The following is an 18,956-nucleotide window of genomic DNA, read 5'->3' on the forward strand; positions in this document are numbered from 1 at the left end:
GTTGATAGTCAGACAAGCGTCAGAGTACATCATTTTTTCAAAAACTCCGACCATAAATGCAAGCGGTGTGCCACTATATAATTAAGTTGATGTACGGCTACTTAAGGTGCTGATTTTGTTGCAGAAATTAATGTGTCTTGTTGGTAATGAAAATGATTTTCTTTTGAGGTTTATGCAAAAAATGCAGGTTATGAATTAAATGTATGGCAATCTATCTGCAAAAAGTGCAGGGTGTGGTTGCCGTGGTTAATCGTAACTACATGATTATTATGAGTAATTGACGCTGGCATGGTGCTTGCAATTAGCTGAGCAATATTGTTGTCAGCGAGAGAAATGACATGCTGCATTCAGAGTCAAATACATCGTTCTATCATGCGTCATCTGCTTATGAGTTGAGAAACTTTGCCCAGGCGAAAAGGTATCAAGTGAATGAGATTACGGGTCATTTGGTTGAGCGAGGCGCGCCATGCCGCCAGGAGGTGGAGGCGTTTATTGCCGCGGTTTTCAAGCAAGTTTATGGCGCAGAGGTGAATCACTTTATGCCGCAATTAGTCGCGTTGCGGGATGCCAGCGGCGTTTTGATGGCCGCGTTTGGCTTGCGTAATGCGGCGCAAGAGACATTGTTTCTTGAGCAATATCTGGATGAACCGATTGAGCAATTGATATCGCGCCAGCTCGGCAGAAAGATAGGCCGTGAAGAAATTACCTGTATTGGCAATCTGGCGGTGGCTAATCCACGCAATGCCGGGGTGCTGATTGCGCATGTGATTCAACACAGTTTGAGCATGAACTTGCCGTGGGGCGTGGCGACCGCGCATCACAGCCTGCAAAATGGCCTCATTAAAGGCGGTGTCGATCTGTTCCCGCTGGCCATGGCCAACCCGGAGCGATTGAGTGCGGAAGAGCGTGCCAAGTGGGGCAGTTATTACAAACATACCCCGCAGATTGTCGCCATTCGTGGTGTGGCTGATCCTTTGTAATCTCCATATTAAGTGTCAATCATCATGCTATTACAACAGATTCAGGCGCAGGCAATACAAGCACCGACACGTGTCGCCCTCGAGGGGCAATCTACGCAGCTGACTTACAGTGCGCTGGTGGCTGAAGTTGCACGCGTGTCTGGCGACTTGAAGGCGCTGACAAATCAGGCCAGTGTGGCATTGGCGCTGGATAACAGCCCGGCCTGGATTGTGCTGGATTTGGCGATACTGGCCGCTGGCTGCAGCAACGTCCCCGTGCCCGCATTTTTTACTGCCGCGCAAAAACAGCATGCGATTGCGGATGCCGGAGTCAGTCTGGTATTCACCGATATGCCCGCAGTCTGGCAACAGCTTTATCCAGGCAGTACGCTGCTTGCTGAATGGGTAGTGGCTGATCAACCCGTGGCCGTATTACGCATACATGCCCACGATCGCTTGGCAGCAGCCGATAAAATTACCTATACCTCTGGCACCACTGGCGCGCCCAAAGGCGTGTGTTTGTCAGCGCACACCATGTGGCAGGTAGCGAGTTCTATTGCCACCCTGATACAGCCAGGCGCCGCTGATCGCCATTTCTGCGTACTGCCGCTGGCCACCTTGCTGGAAAACGTGGCGGGTGTTTATGCCAGCCTGATTTCAGGGGCGACGGTGGTTGTGTATCCATGCCAGGCGGTGGGTTTTACTGGTAGCCAGTTTGATATCAGCCGCTTGTATCAAGGCTTGCAAGGCAGCCGTGCGAGCACTGCGATTCTGATTCCTGAATTGCTACGTGCGCTGGTGATGTATATGCAAGCCGGACAGGAGCTATTGCCACAGCTGCGTTTTGTGGCCGTTGGTGGCGCCAAGGTGGTACCCGAATTGATTCTGCAAGCCCACGCGCTAGGCTTGTCTGTGTTTGAAGGTTATGGATTGTCCGAGTGTGCGTCGGTGGTTGCACTGAATACGCCACAGTCACACAAGCCTGGCAGTATAGGCAAGCCCTTGCCCCATGTGCAGTTACGCGTGGATATGACAGGTGAGCTTTGGGTAAAGGGCGCTTTGTATCACGGCTACACCCAGCCCGAAGGTGGTATTGCCACGCCGGAGCTGGACGAAGAAGGCTATCTGGCCACCGGCGATCTGGCTTATCAGGATGAAGATGGGTACGTTTATCTGTCGGGCCGCAAAAAAAATATGTTTATTACCTCGTTTGGGCGCAATGTGTCGCCTGAGTGGGTGGAGAGTACATTGATACACCAGCCAGCATTGCAGCAGGTGTGTGTATTTGGAGAGGCGAGGCCGTTTAATGTGGCGATTGTGGTACCTCAGCCACAGTGCAGCGCTGAGCAGGTAGCGCAGGCCATCGCGCAAGCGAATCAACAGCTGCCGGACTACGCGCAGGTGGGGGATGTGGTGTTTGCCGACCAGCCATTCAGCCCGCATAACGGACAACTCACGGCCAATGGCCGCTTAAAACGTGATGCGATTGCAGCCGCTTATGCGACTGATATCGACACTATCTATGAAGGAATTTAAATGACTTTTTATCAGCAATTATTAAACGCGACCGAGCAGGAACGTCAGGCATTGATGACCTTGCCGCTGATTGTGCAAGGCGCACAAGGCAATATCACGCTGGAGACTTATCGCGCATTTCTCACCCAGGCCTATCATCACGTCAAGCATACGACGCCTTTGCTTATGGCCTGTGGTGGTCGACTCAGTGGTGAATACGAATGGCTGCGTACGGCGATTGGTGAGTATATCGAAGAAGAAATGGGTCATCAGGAATGGGTGCTCAATGATATTGCCGCGAGTGGTGGCGATAAAGAGTCCGTGCGTCATAGTGCAACCGCTGCTGATGCCGCCTGTCATGAAACCGAAGTGATGGTGGCCTATGCTTACGACATGATTAATCGCGTCAATCCACTTGGTTTCTTTGGCATGGTGCTGGTACTGGAAGGCACCAGCACGGCAGTGGCTACCCAGGCGGGTGAAAAAATCATGCAGGCGCTCAAATTGCCTAAAAAAGCCTTCAGCTACCTGTTTTCACACGGCTCGCTGGATCTCAGCCATGTGACCTTTTATGAGAGCCTGATGAACCAGGTGACCAAGCCAGAAGACCAACAGGTGATTATTCATGCTGCCAAGCGTTTTTACCGCTTGTATGGCGATATTTTCAAGCATGTGGCGGCACAAGCGGCCAGCCAACCGCTGGTTGCAGCCGCTTAGGAGTTAGTCATGGAGTTACGCAACCTGCATGTGGTGTTAACAGGCGCAACCGGTGGCCTGGGTACTAAGCTGGCCCTGGCGCTCGCTGCGCAAGGCGCCGTGGTCGGGCTGGTCGGGCGTGATCCGGTCAAACTGCATGCGCTGCAAAAAAGGGTCGCTGCCCAAGGGGGCACGTCGCATATTATTGTTACCGATCTTGCGCAGCCCAATATGGCCAGCCAGGTGTTAAAACAATCGCTGCGTGAAATGGGGCATGTAGACCTGCTGATTAACAATGCCGGGATGATTGAATTCACCGAGTTTGCGCAGCAAACAGAAGTCAGCATCGATAATATGGTACATACCAATGTCACGGCGACGCTGGTATTAAGCCGTGAGTTTGTGGCTTACTTTTTGCAACGTGGGCGAGGTCACCTGGCGTTTGTCGGCTCCATCTTTGGCTCACTGGGCTTCCCGCATTTTGCTACCTACTGCGCGAGCAAATTTGCCGTGCATGGTTTCAGCCAGGCCTTGCGCCGCGAATTAGTGGATACCAATATTGGCATCACCTATATTGCGCCACGCGCGATAGCCACCCCCATGAACGATGATCGTACCAATGCCATGTGGCAGGCCTCTGGTCAAGCCGTGGATAGTCCACAAGTGGTGGCGGATAAAATTGTGCGGGCATTACAGAAAGATCAACAAGAGCTGTTTATCGGCCAGCCGCAAAGTTTCTTTGCCTGGCTGAATGGTTTGGTGCCCAGGTTGGTGAATATTGGTCTTAAACAACAGGTTGCTTTGGCGAAAAAGTATTTATAAACGCAGTGCGAGATGGTTGTTGCGTCAGTAATACATTGGGATTGATGTAGAACATTCTTTTCCATCCTTGTTTTTCCAATGTGATTTCTGCCGGGTGAGGTATCAGGCTGAGAATGCTGTAATGCAGGTGAGGTGCTTTTCCTCTGGCATTGCCGCTGTTCCCTACCGTGCCAATAAGACTTCGCTGGTTAACCAGCGCCAATGGGTGGGTTTCTATGGCCTCTAAATGTGCGTAGTAGTGAATGCGCCCTTTGGGCGAAAGAATCGCGACCACATTTCCGCCTCTTTCAATGCTTCCTGTGAAGATGACTAATCCGATACTTGCCGAAAGCACCGGGGTTTTATTGCGGGCAAAAATATCGATCCCTTTGTGAACGCCTGATTTTCCCCAGGGGGCAAACCAGTAACTGTCATGATTCCAGTCTTTGGTGGATGCATATTGCACAGGAATGACTGCGTTCTCTGGCATGATGCTCGCCAAGATTACGCAAATGATGAAACCGTAAAAAATCTTTTTCATTGCTTGCCTCACTGTGCGGGCGGCAAGCGCCGCCCGGAAATGTTATTGATTACCGAGTGCGTACCAGTTCACTTTACGGGTCACCACCATGGTGAAGGTCAGCAAACTGAATATCAGTAAAGAGCCCATCAACAGCGCGTTGTCTTCCGAGATCAGGATGCCGTACAAGGTCGCGTATAGCAGACCAAGTTTGAGAGAGAACACCATGCCATAACGGCGGTTCTGCATGATATTAGCCAGGTAATAACCAATCAGACTGATACAAGCGGTGCTGGCAATCAGGTAGGCATAGCTGAAGCCGATATGCTCCGCCAAAGAAACCAATAGCAAATAAAATACCGCCATGGCTAAACCAACCAGTGTGTATTGCGCGGGATGGATGCGTAGTTGTTTCATCACCTCAAAAATAAAGAAGCCAGCAAAGGTCAGCCCAATAAAAAGTAAGCCATATTTCGTTGCTCGATTTGACAGGCTGTAGATGTTGACTGGTTCAACAAAGCCGACACTGATGGCGTCAAGGGGCAGGTTGGCAGACGTGTGGTTTAAACTGGAAAGCAGTCTCTCTTGGATATTGCTGGCGAGTGATGAGACTTCCCATTGGGCATCGAAGCCTTTGTCGCTAATATGCTGGCTGCTGGCATCTGGTAAAAAATGACCATCAAAATGCGGGTGCTGCCAACGAGAGTGCAAGCGAACATTATTTTTGTCTGCTAGCGGGATCAGGTTGAATTGTTGCATGCCGCGCAGGTGCAGATTTAGCTTGAAAGAAACGAGGCCTTGCTCTGCTTGTAAGTTACCCAGCTCAGAATGGATGCCTGCACCCAATAAAGGTAACTGTGTGCCTTGTTTCAAACTGAGTGTTTGGGCCCCCCAATGCAACACCGGTTGACCATCGATACCACGGGTGTCGCTGAGCCCGATACTTAACATGGCCTGGCCAAAGCGGATGCTGCCGTTTGCATGCTGGGCCTGCACTTTGATTTGGTTTAAATTGAAGCTGCCTACAATATCCCCATTAAAGCGATACATGAGTGCTTTGAAAATACCTCGTTGCTTATAGTTGTGCGCAAAATCGCCAGTGACGGCCAGTGTGTTTGGTAGCAGGTAGAGATACTTTTCATCCTTGCCCTCAACTGTCTTGATGTTTTTATCTGTCCCTATCGTTTCCGTGTAATGTTCGGTATAGGGAATCACTAAGACGGGCCCGGTCAATGTTTGGGCTTCTGTGGAGGATTTTGCGATATTGCTTTCTACCTCTGCTTGCCTGGCCTGACGTTCGAGAATCAGGTCATTCACATAGCCCAATGCCAGCGACATGAGTAAGATCAGTGCCAATATGCCTAGGGATTTATATAAAAATGGTTTTTGCATTGCAAACTCCTTAACTAAGAGAGCTTGCAGCATAGTGTTGGCCGGTGAAGCCTTGTTGTGCTGAATGTGAGCTGAGTGTGAAGTGGCGTAATGAAAGGGTTATGCAGGCCAGTGCAAGCTGGCAATGACACCCGTAGGCGTGGCATTTTTGATGGAGAAATGACCATGATGCAAGGCCATGATTTGCTGTACAAAGTTCAGGCCTAGCCCTGTGCTTTTCTGGCCAGCATTCGGTGTATTTTCGGGTCTGGGCAAAGAGTAAAATTTCTCTTTAATTTTATCCAGCGCATACGCCGGGATGCCATAGCCCTGGTCCTGAATATGAAGCCAAGTACCATCATGGTCTTTGGCTAAGCTGATATGGATGCTGCTGTGGTCCGGACTGAAGTCGAGCGCGTTTTCCAGCAAGTTGCTCACCGCCTGGCCGCATAAAAATGCATCGCCTGCAATGAATAGTGATGGGGCGGTTGCTGTGTGTAGTTGAATATTTCGTTGTCTGGCACGGTCTTGTACCAGGCGAATTTGTTGTTCTACTAGCGCAGGCAAGTCTATCCTGATCGGGTGAAGCAGAGTCTGTTGCTGCTCGAGCGCAGCCAGTCCCAGGATGTTTTGTACCATCAGCTGCAGGCGACTGGTTTGCAGCTTAATGCTATTCAGAAAGTATGTGCGGTCTTGTACTGGCATCTCTGGTGTAATGAGTTCTGTGGCCGCTTGGATGGCTGTCATCGGGCTTTTTAGTTCATGAGTGAGCTGATGTATGGCTTCTTGTATGTGCTGGTGACCATCCAGTTCTTCTCGCATCCTGGTCATGGCCTGTGCCAGTTCTGCAAGTTCGTCATTACGCGAATCAGGAGGGGCGGCTTTTTGACCTTTTGCCACGGCCATTGCATAGTCTCGTAAACGATGAATGGCACGGGTAAACCGCCATGTAAATAACATCCCCAAACATAAAGATAGTGCGAATAAGAGCAGACCCCATTGCATGATCTTTTTCTGTGCATGCAAGATAAATGGCTGCATGGTGCTATTCGGCTTGGCGACGGTGAGCACCCCAATCAGTTTGGTGTTATCCATGATGGGGGCTGCCACATACATGACGGTATTACCATCAGGATTTGTCCGGTCTACAGGCGTCGTGCGTGCGCCATAACGGTTTCTTAATGTCAGATAGACATCGTTCCAATGCGAGTAGTCTTGACCCACTGCGGTATGGTCAGAGTCAAAGACGACCATGCCGTTTGTATCTGTGATGTATACCCGATAATCGGCGGAGCGTTTCGGTACTCCCCAGATATTGGCCATGCCAGGTTTCTGTTGATAGTCATGCAGACTACGCGCAAATTGACCATGTTGAATCACGCCTTGCTTCAGGTCATTCTTGGCTAGTTCGGACAACACATTGGCCGTGTCTACCAAGGTATCTTCCATAGCCTGGCGCACACCAGGTTTTACTTCGTCTACGAATACGGTCAGGACAAACCATGCTGCCAGGCCTACCAGTAAGAAATATCCCAGAAAGATTTTAAGGCTGATTTTCATTGCGGGTTTAAGGTAGCAGACTGTATCCCATTCCGCGGTGGGTCACGATGAACGATGTACCAGGTAGATTGTGAGTGAGCGAGATTTCACGTAGCTTGTTGCGCAGGGTTTTAACATGGGTATCTACGGTACGCTCCATAGAGTCTTCTGCGGATTGCCAAACCGTATCCATCAAGGTGGTGCGTGAAAAAACACGATGTGGTTGAGAAATTAATGTCTTGAGCAAGAGAAACTCATACCGGGTCAGTTGTAATAATTGTTGCTGATAGTAGATGCGGCTACTTTGTTCATCCAACTGAAATCCAGCAACGACTGGTTCTATGTCTGGATGCAACCGTCGTTGAATGGCCTTGATTCTGGCGACCACTTCTCGCGGGCTAAACGGTTTGGTCACGTAATCATCTGCGCCAATTTCCAATCCCAGTATGCGGTCTACCTCATGATTGCGAGCCGTAAGAAATAAAACGGGCGTGTTGCAAAAACGTCTTAGCTGTTTGCAAACCTCAAAGCCAGTCATGTCTGGTAGCCCGATATCCAGAATAACCATATCAAATGATTGACGCTTCAGTATATCCAGTGCTTGTTGTCCCAGCACCACATGTTTAGCCTGCATTTGTTCAGCATGGCAAGCATACAGTATGGTTTCTGCAATCGAAGGTTCGTCCTCGACGATTAAGATTGATAATGACATGGCTGCATTGTAAAACAGAATGTTTCACTGATACCAGCCAGTAAAGCCCGATTACTTTTGGTTGGCTTGACGCTTACTCCCACTCTAGTTGCGGGTAAACCACATTGACATTGCGTCGGTTGGCAATGTCGAATAATTGCCATTTGTCGCGCTCGCTGGCGGCGGCGGTGTCCATGGTCTGCTCCATGCTAATGCCTTTTTTAATGCTGGTGCGTATGTCAGCCAGCAGTAAATTGAGATACCTGAGTGCATTACCAAGCATGGTTGGCTGGTCATTGCTTTCCAGGCCATGTCCGGGGACGATGAGGGTGTAATGTGACTGGTTGATCTGTTCGAGTGCTGCGATCAGGCCTTTGAGATCGCCTTCTACCACCGGGGTGCGTTGGGCGAATAGCAAGTCGCCGGCAAACAAGGTATTGGTCTTTGTATCCAGCACGATTAAGTCGGTGTGGGTGTGGGCAACATGTTGTGCTTGCAGTTGTAGTTGTCGGTCGCCCAAGTCCAGCGTGAGCTTGTTGTGGACTGGTGTATCTGGCGTGACTGTGTTGCTGACTTTGCCCGCTTCACCGAGCAGGCGCGCATTGAGTTTTTCATATTGTTCTTTGCGTAGCAACATGGTGTTTGCCAGCTTTTCATGGCCGACAAAATGGGTGGTGCCGTTTTGAAAGGCGGCATTGCCGTAGGTGTGGTCGGGGTGCACATGGGTGTTAATCACATAGCGTATCGGCAGTGGGCTAATCGCTTTGATGGCTTGCAGTAATTGCTCACCAGTATGTTTACTGCCGCCAGTGTCAATCACGGCAATGGCTTCGCGGCCAATGACGACGCCAATATTGCAAATGTCGCCCTGATAACCGTCATCGATATCCAGATGTTGGCCATGATGCACATACACACCTTCGGCAACTTTTGTTAGCTCGAAAGTGTCTGCCTGCACATGACTACAAATCGTTACAAAAGCGAATGTAACACCGACACACGATAGCTTGATTTTTGATAACATGACGACTACCCATGAATGTTTCATACATCATAATCAAATCATTCATGATGACAAAGTGACTACTGTCACAAGTAATTTCAAGGAGAAAACATGCGTTCCACGCAACGATATACCAAAGTTGCCGTTATTTTGCACTGGCTCATCGCGCTTGCGTTGATTGCCATGTTTGCCCTCGGTTGGTACATGGGCGAGTTACCGAAAGATGGCCCCAAGCAAACTGCTTTTGATTTGTTCGATCTGGGTATTTATACCTGGCAAATGGAAGAGCCCGCCAGTGCCAGAACCTTGTATTTCAATTTGCACAAATCGCTGGGATTCACCTTGCTGTGGCTGATCCTGTTCCGGGTTTACTGGCGTATCAGCCACACACCGCCTGCTATGCTTGCCAGCTATTCGGCATTAGAGCGCAAAGTCGCCACAGGTGCGCACCATTTGCTTTATTTGCTGATGGTTGCCTTGCCTTTAAGCGGTGTGTTGATGACCTTGTATAGCAAGTTTGGCTTGAAATGGTTTGGGCTGGAAGTCTTTGGCGGCCTGGATAATGCCGATTTGCGCGATGTATTCAAAGAGTCTCACGAGTTATTCGCTAATATTCTGCTGGTCGTGTTTATCGTGCATGTTGTCGGTGCGCTCAAGCACAAGTGGATTGATAAAGATGAGACGATGTCTCGCATGTCTTTAAAATAGCACGTGAACAGACAATAAAAAACCGCCAATCTTTGATTGGCGGTTTTTTATTAAGCATGTATTACAAGTGGTATTGCGGACTCAGTTTGCGTAGTGTTTCCAGCATGCAGGCAGCATGCTCGGGCGGCGTCCATTGCGTGATGCCATGACCCAGGTTGAACACGTGGCCATGACCATTGCCGTAGCTGGCGAGGATGCGAGCGACTTCTTTTTCAATCGCAGCCGGTGAGCTTAGCAAAATGGCTGGGTCCATATTACCTTGCAAGGCAACCTGGGTACCTACACGCTGGCGTGCTTGTGCGAGATTGACTGTCCAGTCCAGGCCTAATGCTTCTGCGCCAATCGCCGCTTGTTGTTCCAGCCACAAGCCCCCACCTTTGGTGAAGACGATGCTGGGCACCGTTTTACCTTCCGCGGTCTTGGTCAGTCCAGCGACGATTTTCTGCATATAATTCAGCGAAAATTCGATGTAAGCGTCATGCGACAGCGCGCCGCCCCAGGAGTCAAAAATCATCACCGCTTGGGCGCCTGCAGCAATTTGTGCATTCAGGTATTGAATCACTGTTTGTGACGTGATTTCCAGAATGCGATGCAGCAATTCTGGTCTGGCGTAGCCCATTTTCTTGGTATTAAGAAAATCGGTACCGCCTTTGCCTTCGACCATATAGGTGGCCAGCGTCCATGGACTGCCGGAGAAACCGATCAGCGGCACACGGCCATTGAGCGCTTTGCGGATGCTGCTGACGGCATCAAACACGTATTGCAGTTTGGCCATGTCTGGCACTTCCAGTTTCAGAATATCTTCTTCAGCCTGCAAGGTACGCTCAAATTTCGGGCCTTCACCTTCTTCAAAATACAAGCCCAGCCCCATGGCGTCCGGCACGGTCAATATGTCGCTAAACAGAATGGCCGCATCCAGTTGTGGATAGCGGTCCAGTGGCTGCAAGGTCACTTCTGTTGCAAAAGACGGGCTTTGGCACAGTTGCATAAAACTGCCTGCCGTCTTACGGCTTTCTCGGTATTCTGGCAGGTAGCGCCCAGCCTGGCGCATCATCCAGACCGGGGTGTATTCAGTAGGTTGGCGCATCAGTGCGCGCAAAAAGGTGTCGTTTTGCAGTTGAGTCATTTGATTTAATGGTGAGCGCCTAATGAAGCACGGGCAGGTCAACAAAATGTAAAAGCATGATTATAAAGGCCAAGCTGATGTTTCACCTGAAAGAATGTGGTTTTTTTGCGTTATGACAAATAAAAAACGCCGATGAAGGTCATCGGCGTTTTTGGATTTGCCAGTGGGCTGTATTAGCGTGGCAGCGTAGAGCTGCCCATCAGGAACGCATCTACTTCACGCGCACACTGGCGGCCTTCACGGATCGCCCAAACTACCAGGGATTGGCCGCGGCGGATATCGCCAGCAGCAAACACCTTGGCTTTGCTCGTTTTGTAGCAGCCTTCGCCATCAGTGGTGGCTTTGGCATTGCCGCGGTTGTCTTTCTCTACACCAAATGCATCCAGCACTTTTTGTATCGGTGAGACAAAACCCATGGCCAAAAATACCAGGTCAGCTTTGATGGTGAATTCGGAACCTGGTACTTCTACCATTTTGCCGTCTTTCCACTCAACGCGTGCGCCTTTGAGCGCGGTCAGTTTTCCGTTCTCGCCGATCAGTTCTTTGGTTGTGATAGACCAGTCGCGGTCTGCGCCTTCTTCGTGTGAGCTGGAAGTGCGCATTTTGAGTGGCCAGTTTGGCCATACCAGGGATTTATTTTCCTTTTCTGGTGGCTGCGGCATCAACTCAAATTGAGTAACGCTAGCGGCGCCATGGCGGTTAGAGGTACCAACGCAGTCAGAGCCGGTGTCACCACCGCCGATAACAACGACATGTTTGCCTGTGGCTTTGATCTGGTTAGGCACCGTGTCACCGGCCACCATTTTGTTGTTTGGGGTCAAAAAGTCCATGGCGAAATGCACGCCATCGAGCTCACGGCCTGGCACTGGCAAGTCACGTGGCAATTCAGCACCACCGGCCAGGATCACGGCATCAAAGTCACGCTCAAGATCTGCTGCGCTGACGTTCTCACCGACGTATTGATTGACTTTGAACGTCACGCCCTCGGCTTCCATTTGGGCAACGCGACGATCGATATTGGATTTGTCCAGTTTGAAGTCAGGGATGCCGTAACGCAGCAAGCCGCCGATACGGTCATTTTTCTCGAACACGGTGACGCTGTGGCCCGCGCGAGCTAACTGCTGCGCCGCTGCCAGGCCTGCGGGGCCTGAGCCAACCACGGCAATGTTTTTGCCGGTTTTGTTCGGGTTGATCTGCGGGGTGACCCAGCCGTTTTCCCAGGCTTTATCAATAATGGCGTGCTCAATGGACTTAATGCCCACGGCGTCATTGTTGATGTTTAAGGTACAGGCTGCTTCACAAGGGGCCGGGCAAATGCGGCCGGTGAAATCAGGGAAGTTGTTGGTGGAGTGCAATACATCAATCGCACTGCGCCAGTCCTGGTGATAGACCAGGTCATTCCAGTCAGGAATGATGTTGTTGATTGGACAGCCAGTCGTACAGAAAGGAATGCCGCAATCCATGCAGCGCGCACCTTGCTGTTTGGCCTGGTCGTCTGTCAAATGCAGGACGAACTCTTTGTAGTTTTTGACGCGATCTTTGACTGGCAGATTTTCTTCTGACAGACGGTCAAATTCCATGAAACCTGTGACTTTACCCATGTGAAATCATCTCTTCCCTGTTGCTTGCTATGGACGCAACCTTGAATAAGGCCCCGCGAATACGCGGGGCATTTAATTAACAAAAACGATTAAGCGGCTTGTTTGGCAGAAGCGGCTGCCATTTCGGTCAGTGCGCGTTTGTATTCATTCGGGAATACTTTAACGAATTTCGCACGTGAAGCAGGCCAGTCAGCCAGCAAGTCTTTGGCGCGCGGGCTGCCTGTTAATGCCAAGTGCTGCTCAATCAGGCCCTTCAGAATCACTTCATCAGGTTGGCCCATGTGCTGCACTTTACCAACATCGGCTTCTGCGGCTTCCACTTTGTCCAGTGACACCATGCTCATGTTGCAACGTTGGGCAAATTTGCCGTCAATGTCGTAGACATAGGCGATACCACCGCTCATGCCCGCTGCAAAGTTCTGGCCGGTTGGACCCAGTACCAGCACGGTACCGCCAGTCATGTATTCACAACCGTGGTTACCCACGCCTTCAACCACTGCAGTTGCACCAGAGTTACGTACGCAGAAACGTTCGCCTGCAACGCCGCTCAAGAAGCTCTGGCCGGTGGTAGCACCGTACATGACGGTGTTGCCGACAATAATGTTCTCGTAAGACAAGCCACGGAAAGTTGCGGGCGGTTTGATAATGATGCGACCGCCACACAAGCCTTTACCGACGTAGTCGTTACCTTCACCTGTCAGCTCAAAGGTGATGCCTTTAGCCAGGAATGCGGCAAAGCTCTGACCGGAAGTCCCTGTAAACTTGACGCTGATGGTGTCATCCGGCAAGCCTGCATGACCATAACGGCTGGCGACTTCGTGTGACAACATGGTGCCCACGGTACGGTTGGTGTTGACGATAGGTAGCGCGATGCTGACTTTTTCGCCTTTTTCCAACGCTGGTTTTGCCAGTTCAATCAATTGATTGTCCAGTGCTTTGACCAGGCCGTGATCTTGTACATCATTGTTTTTGCGTGACACGCTGGCTGGCATTTCTGGCAGGTGGAATACCTTGCTGAAGTCCAGGCCATTGATTTTCCAGTGCTCGATACCGGCTTTCATGTCCAGCAAGTCTGCGCGACCGATCAGGTCATCAAACTTGGCAATACCAATGCTGGCCATCAATTCACGCACTTCTTCAGCAACGAAGAAGAAGTAATTGACGACGTGCTCTGGCTGGCCAGTAAATTTCTTGCGCAGCTCTGGGTCTTGTGTCGCCACGCCAACCGGGCAGGTGTTCAAGTGACACTTACGCATCATGATACAGCCTTCAACCACCAGTGGTGCAGTGGCAAAGCCGAATTCATCTGCACCCAGCAGGGCGCCAATCAATACGTCACGGCCAGTTTTCATCTGACCATCCACTTGCAACACGACACGGCCGCGCAGCTGGTTCAATACCAGGGTCTGCTGGGTTTCGGCCAGGCCGAGTTCCCATGGCGTACCGGCATGCTTGATGGATGAAATTGGCGAAGCGCCAGTACCACCGTCATGACCTGCCACCACAATGTGGTCGGACTTGGCTTTTGCCACGCCAGCAGCGACAGTACCAATACCAGTTTCTGATACCAGTTTCACTGAAATAGACGCTTTTGGATTGGCGTTTTTCAGGTCATGAATCAGCTGCGCCAAATCTTCAATCGAATAAATATCGTGGTGAGGTGGTGGTGAGATCAAGCCTACGCCAGGCACTGAGAAACGCAGTTTCGCAATGTATGGGGAAACTTTATGGCCTGGTAATTGGCCGCCTTCACCCGGTTTAGCACCCTGCGCCATCTTGATCTGAATCTGGTCGGCGCTGCTTAAGTATTCAGCTGTCACACCAAAGCGGCCGGAAGCCACTTGCTTGATGCGTGAGCGCATGGAGTCGCCAGCCTTCAAGGCGACGTCGGCTTCAATCAGGTCAGAGCCCAGTACTTTGGCAATGCTGGAATCCACTTGTACCGGAATAAAACGTTTAACGTCTTCACCACCTTCACCAGTGTTGGACTTACCGCCAATACGGTTCATCGCAATTGCCAGTGTGGCGTGCGCTTCGGTAGAGATGGAGCCCAGTGACATGGCGCCAGTGGCAAAGCGCTTGACGATGTCTTTGGCCGATTCCACCTGATCCAGCGGAATCGCTTTGCCTGCCGATTTGATTTCGAACAGGCCGCGCAAGGTCATGTGACGGCGGGTCTGGTCGTTAATCAGAGCGGCATACTCTTTATAAGTGTCATACTGACCAGTACGGGTCGCATTTTGCAGCTTGCTGATGGACTGTGGTGTCCACAAGTGCTCTTCGCCGCGGACGCGGAAGGCATATTCGCCACCGGCTTCCAGTGCATTAGACAATACCGGGTCGGTACCAAAGGCCTGGCTATGCAAGCGCACGGTTTCTTCTGCGACTTGCTCCAGGCCGATGCCTTCAATCTGGCTCACGGTGCCAGTGAAGTAATCGTTGACGAATTGGCTGTTGAGGCCGATCGCTTCGAAAATCTGTGCGCCGCAGTAAGACTGGTAAGTGGAGATGCCCATTTTGGACATGACTTTGTACAAGCCTTTGCCAATCGCTTTGACGAAGTTTTTGCCAGCTTTTTCAACATCGCTGGTCATGGTCTTCATGGTTTCATACACCAACCATGGGCAAACTGCTTCGGCGCCGTAACCTGCCAACAGGGCGAAATGGTGCACTTCACGTGCAGAACCAGTGTCAATCACTAGGCCTGTGCTGGTACGCAAGCCTGCTTTAACCAGGAATTCATGGGTTGCAGAGCAGGCCAGCAGCGCTGGAATCGCGATGCGGCTGGCAGACACGCTGCGGTCAGACAGAATTAAGACGTTGTAACCGTCATGTACGGCTTTCTCAGCCTGGTCATGCAAGATGTCCAGTGCCTGTTTCATGCCTGCTTTACCTTTGGCAGCGTCGTAAGTCAGGTCCAGTACGATAGACTTGAACTGGCCTTTGGTCAGGGACTCTATTTGTTTGAGTTTTTCCAGGCCGTCCAGGCTTAGTACCGGTTGGCTGCTTTCCAGGCGCAATGGCGGGTTGGTTTCATCCACTGCCAGCAGGTTAGGTTTCGGGCCAATAAACGTCACCAAAGACATCACCAACTCTTCACGAATCGGGTCAATTGGCGGGTTGGTCACTTGTGCGAACAGCTGCTTGAAGTAGTTGTACAACGTTTTGGCTTTGTTGGACAGCACTGGCAATGCCGCGTCGTTACCCATGGAGCCAGAACCTTCTTCGCCGTTATCCAGCATAGGCTGCAACACAAACTTCAGGTCTTCCTGTGAGTAACCAAACGCCTGCTGCGTATCCAGCAAGTCAGAGTTCAGGGTGACTTCGCCGTTGCCAACATTTGGCAACTCGGTCAGGTGGAAGCGAGTTTGTTCAATCCATTGGCGGTAAGGCTTGGCTTGGGCCAATTCTGTTTTTACTTCTTCGTCATCAATGATGCGGCCTTGCTCCATGTCTATCAGCAACATTTTGCCTGGCTGCAAGCGCCATTTTTTAACGATTTTTTCTTGTGGGAAGGTGATCACACCCATTTCAGACGCCATCATGACGATGTCGTCTTCTGTCACCAGGTAGCGTGCCGGGCGCAAGCCGTTACGGTCCAGGGTGGCGCCGATCATTTTGCCGTCGGTGAACGCAACCGCAGCCGGGCCATCCCATGGCTCCATCAGTGCTGCGTGATATTCGTAGAACGCGCGGCGGTCCTCATCCATCAATGGATTGCCAGCCCAGGCTTCCGGGATCAGCATCATCATGGCGTGCGGCAGGCTATATCCACCAGCGACCAACAGTTCCAGGCAGTTGTCGAAACAAGCGGAGTCGGACTGGCCTTCGGCGATCAATGGCCACAGTTTTTCCAGGTCTTCGCCCAATACGGCAGACTTCATGGTTTCGTGACGTGCCGCCATCCAGTTAACGTTGCCTTGTACGGTGTTGATTTCACCGTTGTGCGCAATCATGCGGAATGGGTGGGCCAGATCCCAGGCCGGGAACGTGTTGGTAGAAAAACGCTGGTGCACCAGGGCTAATGCCGAGACCACGCGCGCATCTTTCAGGTCTGTGTAGTAGATGCCTACTTCGTTCGCTAGCAACATGCCTTTGTAGACAATGGTGCGGGAAGAGAATGAAGGCATGTAGAACTGCGCTTTGTCTTGCAGGTTGAGCGCGCGAATCGCATGCTCAATACGCTTGCGAATGACAAAACATTTGCGTTCAAAAACAGTGCTGTCAGTGGCCGTGCTGGCAATAAATACCTGGCGCATCACTGGCTCAACGGCACGCGCGGCATCCGCGATGTTGCTGTTGTCCACAGGCACATCGCGCCAGCCCAGCAAGGTCTGGTTTTCTTCAGCGATGATTTGCGCAAAAATGGCTTCGCATTTGGCGCGGTTGTCTGCATTTTGTGGCAGGAAAGCCTGGCCCACGGCGTATTGGCCTGCGGCAGGCAGGGTCATACCCAGCTTGGCCGCTTCTTCGCGCATGAAGGTGTCAGGCATTTGCATCAGCAAGCCAGCGCCGTCACCCAGTTTAGGGTCGTAACCGGTCGCACCACGGTGCGTCAGGTTATCCAGCAGTTGCAGGCCCTTGGCGACGATATCGTGGCTCTTTTGGCCTTTGATATGGGCCACAAAGCCCACGCCACAGCTATCCTTTTCGTGGCGTCTGTCGTATAAACCCTGGGATTGGGGAGCTAAACCAAACTGGTCGTCCAGAGCGGTTGCGGGATCTTGAGAAACACTCATCACGTTGTTGTCAGACTGCATGTCCATTGCCAGATTCTTCACTTACAAAACATTTGGAGGAACCTTCAATGATACCGTTAAAGTTTAGCAATTTCAATTGTTTAGCCTGCGTTAAATAACGGATAAATCCATTTTTTTATTTCAATTGAGAATGGTTTTTATTTACCATTAAAAATCGCAGTAAACAGCGTTGAAAAGACAATTGTGTCTGGCGAGATTGAGTGGGTGTTTGTGAGGATGGTGCTGTTTTTATTTAGAAAAACAGGTTTTTGCGCTAAAAAATAAATCTGGAACGCGGATTGCCTTCAGATATTTGAAAAGGCGTGATTAGCGGCATTTGATACAACCTGCACGCAGGCGCGTACAGGTTGTTTTCAGGTCGATTTAGAGGCTGGCAAAAGCAGTGGCTGCTGCTTGTACGGTTTGGGCAATATCTGCGTCGGTATGTGCGGCTGAGACAAAGCCCGCTTCAAACGCGGAGGGGCCAAGATAGATGCCGCTGTCCAGCATGCTATGAAAGAATTTGTTAAAGGCATTTTTATCTGCCTGCATCATCTCGGCATAACTGCTTGGGTTGCTGGCGCTGAAATAAAGGCCAAACATGCCGCCTACGCTTTGTGCGCTAAAAGTCACGCCTGCGGCTTTGGCCGCTTGCGTCAGGCCATCCGTCAGTTTGGCTGTTTGTGCCGTCAGTTTTTCATAAAAGCCGGGGGCTTGCACCAGTTTTAAGGTGGTCAGGCCTGCAGTCACTGCAACTGGGTTACCAGACAGTGTGCCTGCCTGATAGACCGGGCCTAATGGTGCTAGTACACCCATAATATCTTTACGGCCGCCAAAGGCACCCACTGGCAAGCCGCCGCCGATGACTTTGCCCAAGGTGGTCATATCAGGCGTGATGCCATACAAAGCCTGTGCGCCGCCCAATGCCACGCGGAAGCCGGTCATCACTTCGTCAAAAATCAGTACGCTACCGTGCTGGGTACACAGTTCGCGCAGGGTTTGCAGGAATTCCTGTTGCGGCACAATCAGGTTCATATTGCCGACCACGGGTTCCAGAATCACACAGGCGATTTCATCACCAATGCTGGCGAAGGTGTCTTTGAGCATTTGCGTGTTGTTGTAGTCCAGCGTCAAGGTGTGGGCAGCCACTTCTGGCGGCACCCCGGCAGAGCTTGGCTCGCCAAAGGTCAGCAGGCCGGAGCCTGCCTTCACTAATAAAGCATCGGCGTGGCCGTGGTAGCAGCCTTCAAACTTGATGATTTTGCTGCGCTTGGTGAACCCGCGCGCCACGCGGATGGCGCTCATCGTCGCTTCGGTGCCGCTGCTGACCAGGCGCACTTGCTCCATGCTGGGCACCAGGGTGTTTAGCAGTTCGGCCATTTCCAGTTCGAGGCCGGTCGGTGCGCCAAAACTCAGGCTGTTGGCGGCCGCTTGTTGCACGGCAGCAATCACCTCGGGATGCGCATGCCCCAAAATCATCGGCCCCCAGGAGTTGATATAGTCGATATATTCCTTGCCATCGACATCCCACAGCTTGGACCCCAGGCCTTTTTTAAAGAAGATAGGCGTGCCGCCCACGCTGCGAAACGCGCGCACTGGCGAATTGACGCCGCCGGGGATCAGTTGCTGGGATTTTTCAAATAATTGCTGGTTGCGAGAGGTCATGGATAGGCAATCTGGTAAACAT

The 18,956-nt window shown here is 51.2% G+C and carries 14 protein-coding genes; 5 read left to right on the plus strand and 9 right to left on the minus strand.

Annotated features, from left to right (window positions below):
- Window positions 1-338: 338 nt before the first annotated feature.
- The 4 genes from INP78_RS05345 to INP78_RS05360 are packed head-to-tail and all read left to right on the plus strand — an operon-like array spanning window position 339 to window position 3,992.
- Window positions 339-980 (plus strand): thermostable hemolysin, encoded by a 642-nt coding sequence (locus tag INP78_RS05345; protein WP_194741188.1) that lies wholly within the window; start codon window positions 339-341, stop codon window positions 978-980.
- A 24-nt stretch (window positions 981-1,004) separates the two neighbouring features.
- Complete coding sequence (locus INP78_RS05350) at window positions 1,005-2,495, plus strand: AMP-binding protein (RefSeq protein ID WP_194741189.1); 1,491 nt, start codon at window positions 1,005-1,007, stop codon at window positions 2,493-2,495.
- Complete coding sequence (locus INP78_RS05355; protein WP_194741190.1) at window positions 2,496-3,191, plus strand: TenA family transcriptional regulator; 696 nt, start codon at window positions 2,496-2,498, stop codon at window positions 3,189-3,191. It abuts the gene before it with no gap.
- Window positions 3,192-3,200: 9 nt separating this feature from the next.
- Window positions 3,201-3,992: an SDR family oxidoreductase gene (locus INP78_RS05360; protein ID WP_194741191.1), complete on the plus strand. Its 792-nt coding sequence runs from the start codon at window positions 3,201-3,203 to the stop codon at window positions 3,990-3,992.
- Here the strand turns inward: INP78_RS05360 and INP78_RS05365 are convergent.
- The 5 genes from INP78_RS05365 to INP78_RS05385 form a co-directional block, all read right to left on the minus strand.
- Window positions 3,955-4,512, minus strand: a complete 558-nt coding sequence (locus INP78_RS05365) for a M23 family metallopeptidase (RefSeq protein WP_194741192.1) — start codon at window positions 4,510-4,512, stop codon at window positions 3,955-3,957. The two genes, INP78_RS05360 and INP78_RS05365, sit on opposite strands and share 38 nt — an antisense overlap.
- 42 nt (window positions 4,513-4,554) lie before the next feature.
- Window positions 4,555-5,883, minus strand: coding sequence for a cell envelope integrity protein CreD (gene creD, locus INP78_RS05370; protein ID WP_228522688.1), 1,329 nt, complete (start codon window positions 5,881-5,883; stop codon window positions 4,555-4,557).
- 99 nt (window positions 5,884-5,982) lie between these two features.
- Entirely contained in the window at window positions 5,983-7,422 is a 1,440-nt protein-coding gene (gene creC, locus INP78_RS05375; protein ID WP_194741193.1) for a two-component system sensor histidine kinase CreC, read from the minus strand.
- A 7-nt stretch (window positions 7,423-7,429) separates the two neighbouring features.
- Window positions 7,430-8,113 (minus strand): two-component system response regulator CreB, encoded by a 684-nt coding sequence (creB, locus tag INP78_RS05380; protein ID WP_194741194.1) that lies wholly within the window; start codon window positions 8,111-8,113, stop codon window positions 7,430-7,432.
- Window positions 8,114-8,186: 73 nt separating this feature from the next.
- Window positions 8,187-9,140 carry a quinoprotein relay system zinc metallohydrolase 2 gene (locus INP78_RS05385; protein WP_228522689.1) on the minus strand — a complete coding sequence of 318 codons (954 nt, stop codon included), beginning with the start codon at window positions 9,138-9,140 and terminating at the stop codon, window positions 8,187-8,189.
- Window positions 9,141-9,206: 66 nt separating this feature from the next.
- On the opposite strand from INP78_RS05385, the gene INP78_RS05390 reads away from it, so the two are divergent.
- Window positions 9,207-9,803 (plus strand): cytochrome b, encoded by a 597-nt coding sequence (locus INP78_RS05390; protein WP_194741195.1) that lies wholly within the window; start codon window positions 9,207-9,209, stop codon window positions 9,801-9,803.
- A 61-nt stretch (window positions 9,804-9,864) separates the two neighbouring features.
- Here INP78_RS05390 and hemE read toward each other — a convergent pair whose 3' ends face one another.
- From hemE to hemL, 4 genes are all read right to left on the minus strand, one after another.
- A complete protein-coding gene (gene hemE / locus INP78_RS05395) occupies window positions 9,865-10,929 on the minus strand; it encodes a uroporphyrinogen decarboxylase (protein WP_194741196.1) in 1,065 nt (354 codons plus the stop codon).
- 173 nt (window positions 10,930-11,102) lie between these two features.
- Window positions 11,103-12,530, minus strand: a complete 1,428-nt coding sequence (locus INP78_RS05400) for a glutamate synthase subunit beta (RefSeq protein WP_194741197.1) — start codon at window positions 12,528-12,530, stop codon at window positions 11,103-11,105.
- Window positions 12,531-12,619: 89 nt separating this feature from the next.
- Window positions 12,620-17,290, minus strand: a complete 4,671-nt coding sequence (gene gltB, locus INP78_RS05405; protein WP_194741706.1) for a glutamate synthase large subunit — start codon at window positions 17,288-17,290, stop codon at window positions 12,620-12,622.
- A 363-nt stretch (window positions 17,291-17,653) separates the two neighbouring features.
- Complete coding sequence (hemL, locus tag INP78_RS05410; RefSeq protein ID WP_194741198.1) at window positions 17,654-18,934, minus strand: glutamate-1-semialdehyde 2,1-aminomutase; 1,281 nt, start codon at window positions 18,932-18,934, stop codon at window positions 17,654-17,656.
- Window positions 18,935-18,956: the final 22 nt, after the last annotated feature.

This window comes from Methylophilus sp. 14, from assembly GCF_015354345.1.
GTDB lineage: Bacteria > Pseudomonadota > Gammaproteobacteria > Burkholderiales > Methylophilaceae > Methylophilus.

Bases quoted from the DNA above. Each gene is read 5' to 3' on its own strand.
- INP78_RS05345 (WP_194741188.1), top strand. From the start codon at position 339: ATGCTGCATTCAGAGTCAAATACATCGTTCTATCATGCGTCATCTGCT.
- INP78_RS05350 (WP_194741189.1), top strand. From the start codon at position 1,005: ATGCTATTACAACAGATTCAGGCGCAGGCAATACAAGCACCGACACGT.
- INP78_RS05355 (WP_194741190.1), top strand. From the start codon at position 2,496: ATGACTTTTTATCAGCAATTATTAAACGCGACCGAGCAGGAACGTCAG.
- INP78_RS05360 (WP_194741191.1), top strand. From the start codon at position 3,201: ATGGAGTTACGCAACCTGCATGTGGTGTTAACAGGCGCAACCGGTGGC.
- INP78_RS05365 (WP_194741192.1), bottom strand. From the start codon at position 4,512: ATGAAAAAGATTTTTTACGGTTTCATCATTTGCGTAATCTTGGCGAGC.
- creD (WP_228522688.1), bottom strand. From the start codon at position 5,883: ATGCAAAAACCATTTTTATATAAATCCCTAGGCATATTGGCACTGATC.
- creC (WP_194741193.1), bottom strand. From the start codon at position 7,422: ATGAAAATCAGCCTTAAAATCTTTCTGGGATATTTCTTACTGGTAGGC.
- creB (WP_194741194.1), bottom strand. From the start codon at position 8,113: ATGTCATTATCAATCTTAATCGTCGAGGACGAACCTTCGATTGCAGAA.
- INP78_RS05385 (WP_228522689.1), bottom strand. From the start codon at position 9,140: ATGAAACATTCATGGGTAGTCGTCATGTTATCAAAAATCAAGCTATCG.
- INP78_RS05390 (WP_194741195.1), top strand. From the start codon at position 9,207: ATGCGTTCCACGCAACGATATACCAAAGTTGCCGTTATTTTGCACTGG.
- hemE (WP_194741196.1), bottom strand. From the start codon at position 10,929: ATGACTCAACTGCAAAACGACACCTTTTTGCGCGCACTGATGCGCCAA.
- INP78_RS05400 (WP_194741197.1), bottom strand. From the start codon at position 12,530: ATGGGTAAAGTCACAGGTTTCATGGAATTTGACCGTCTGTCAGAAGAA.
- gltB (WP_194741706.1), bottom strand. From the start codon at position 17,290: ATGCAGTCTGACAACAACGTGATGAGTGTTTCTCAAGATCCCGCAACC.
- hemL (WP_194741198.1), bottom strand. From the start codon at position 18,934: ATGACCTCTCGCAACCAGCAATTATTTGAAAAATCCCAGCAACTGATC.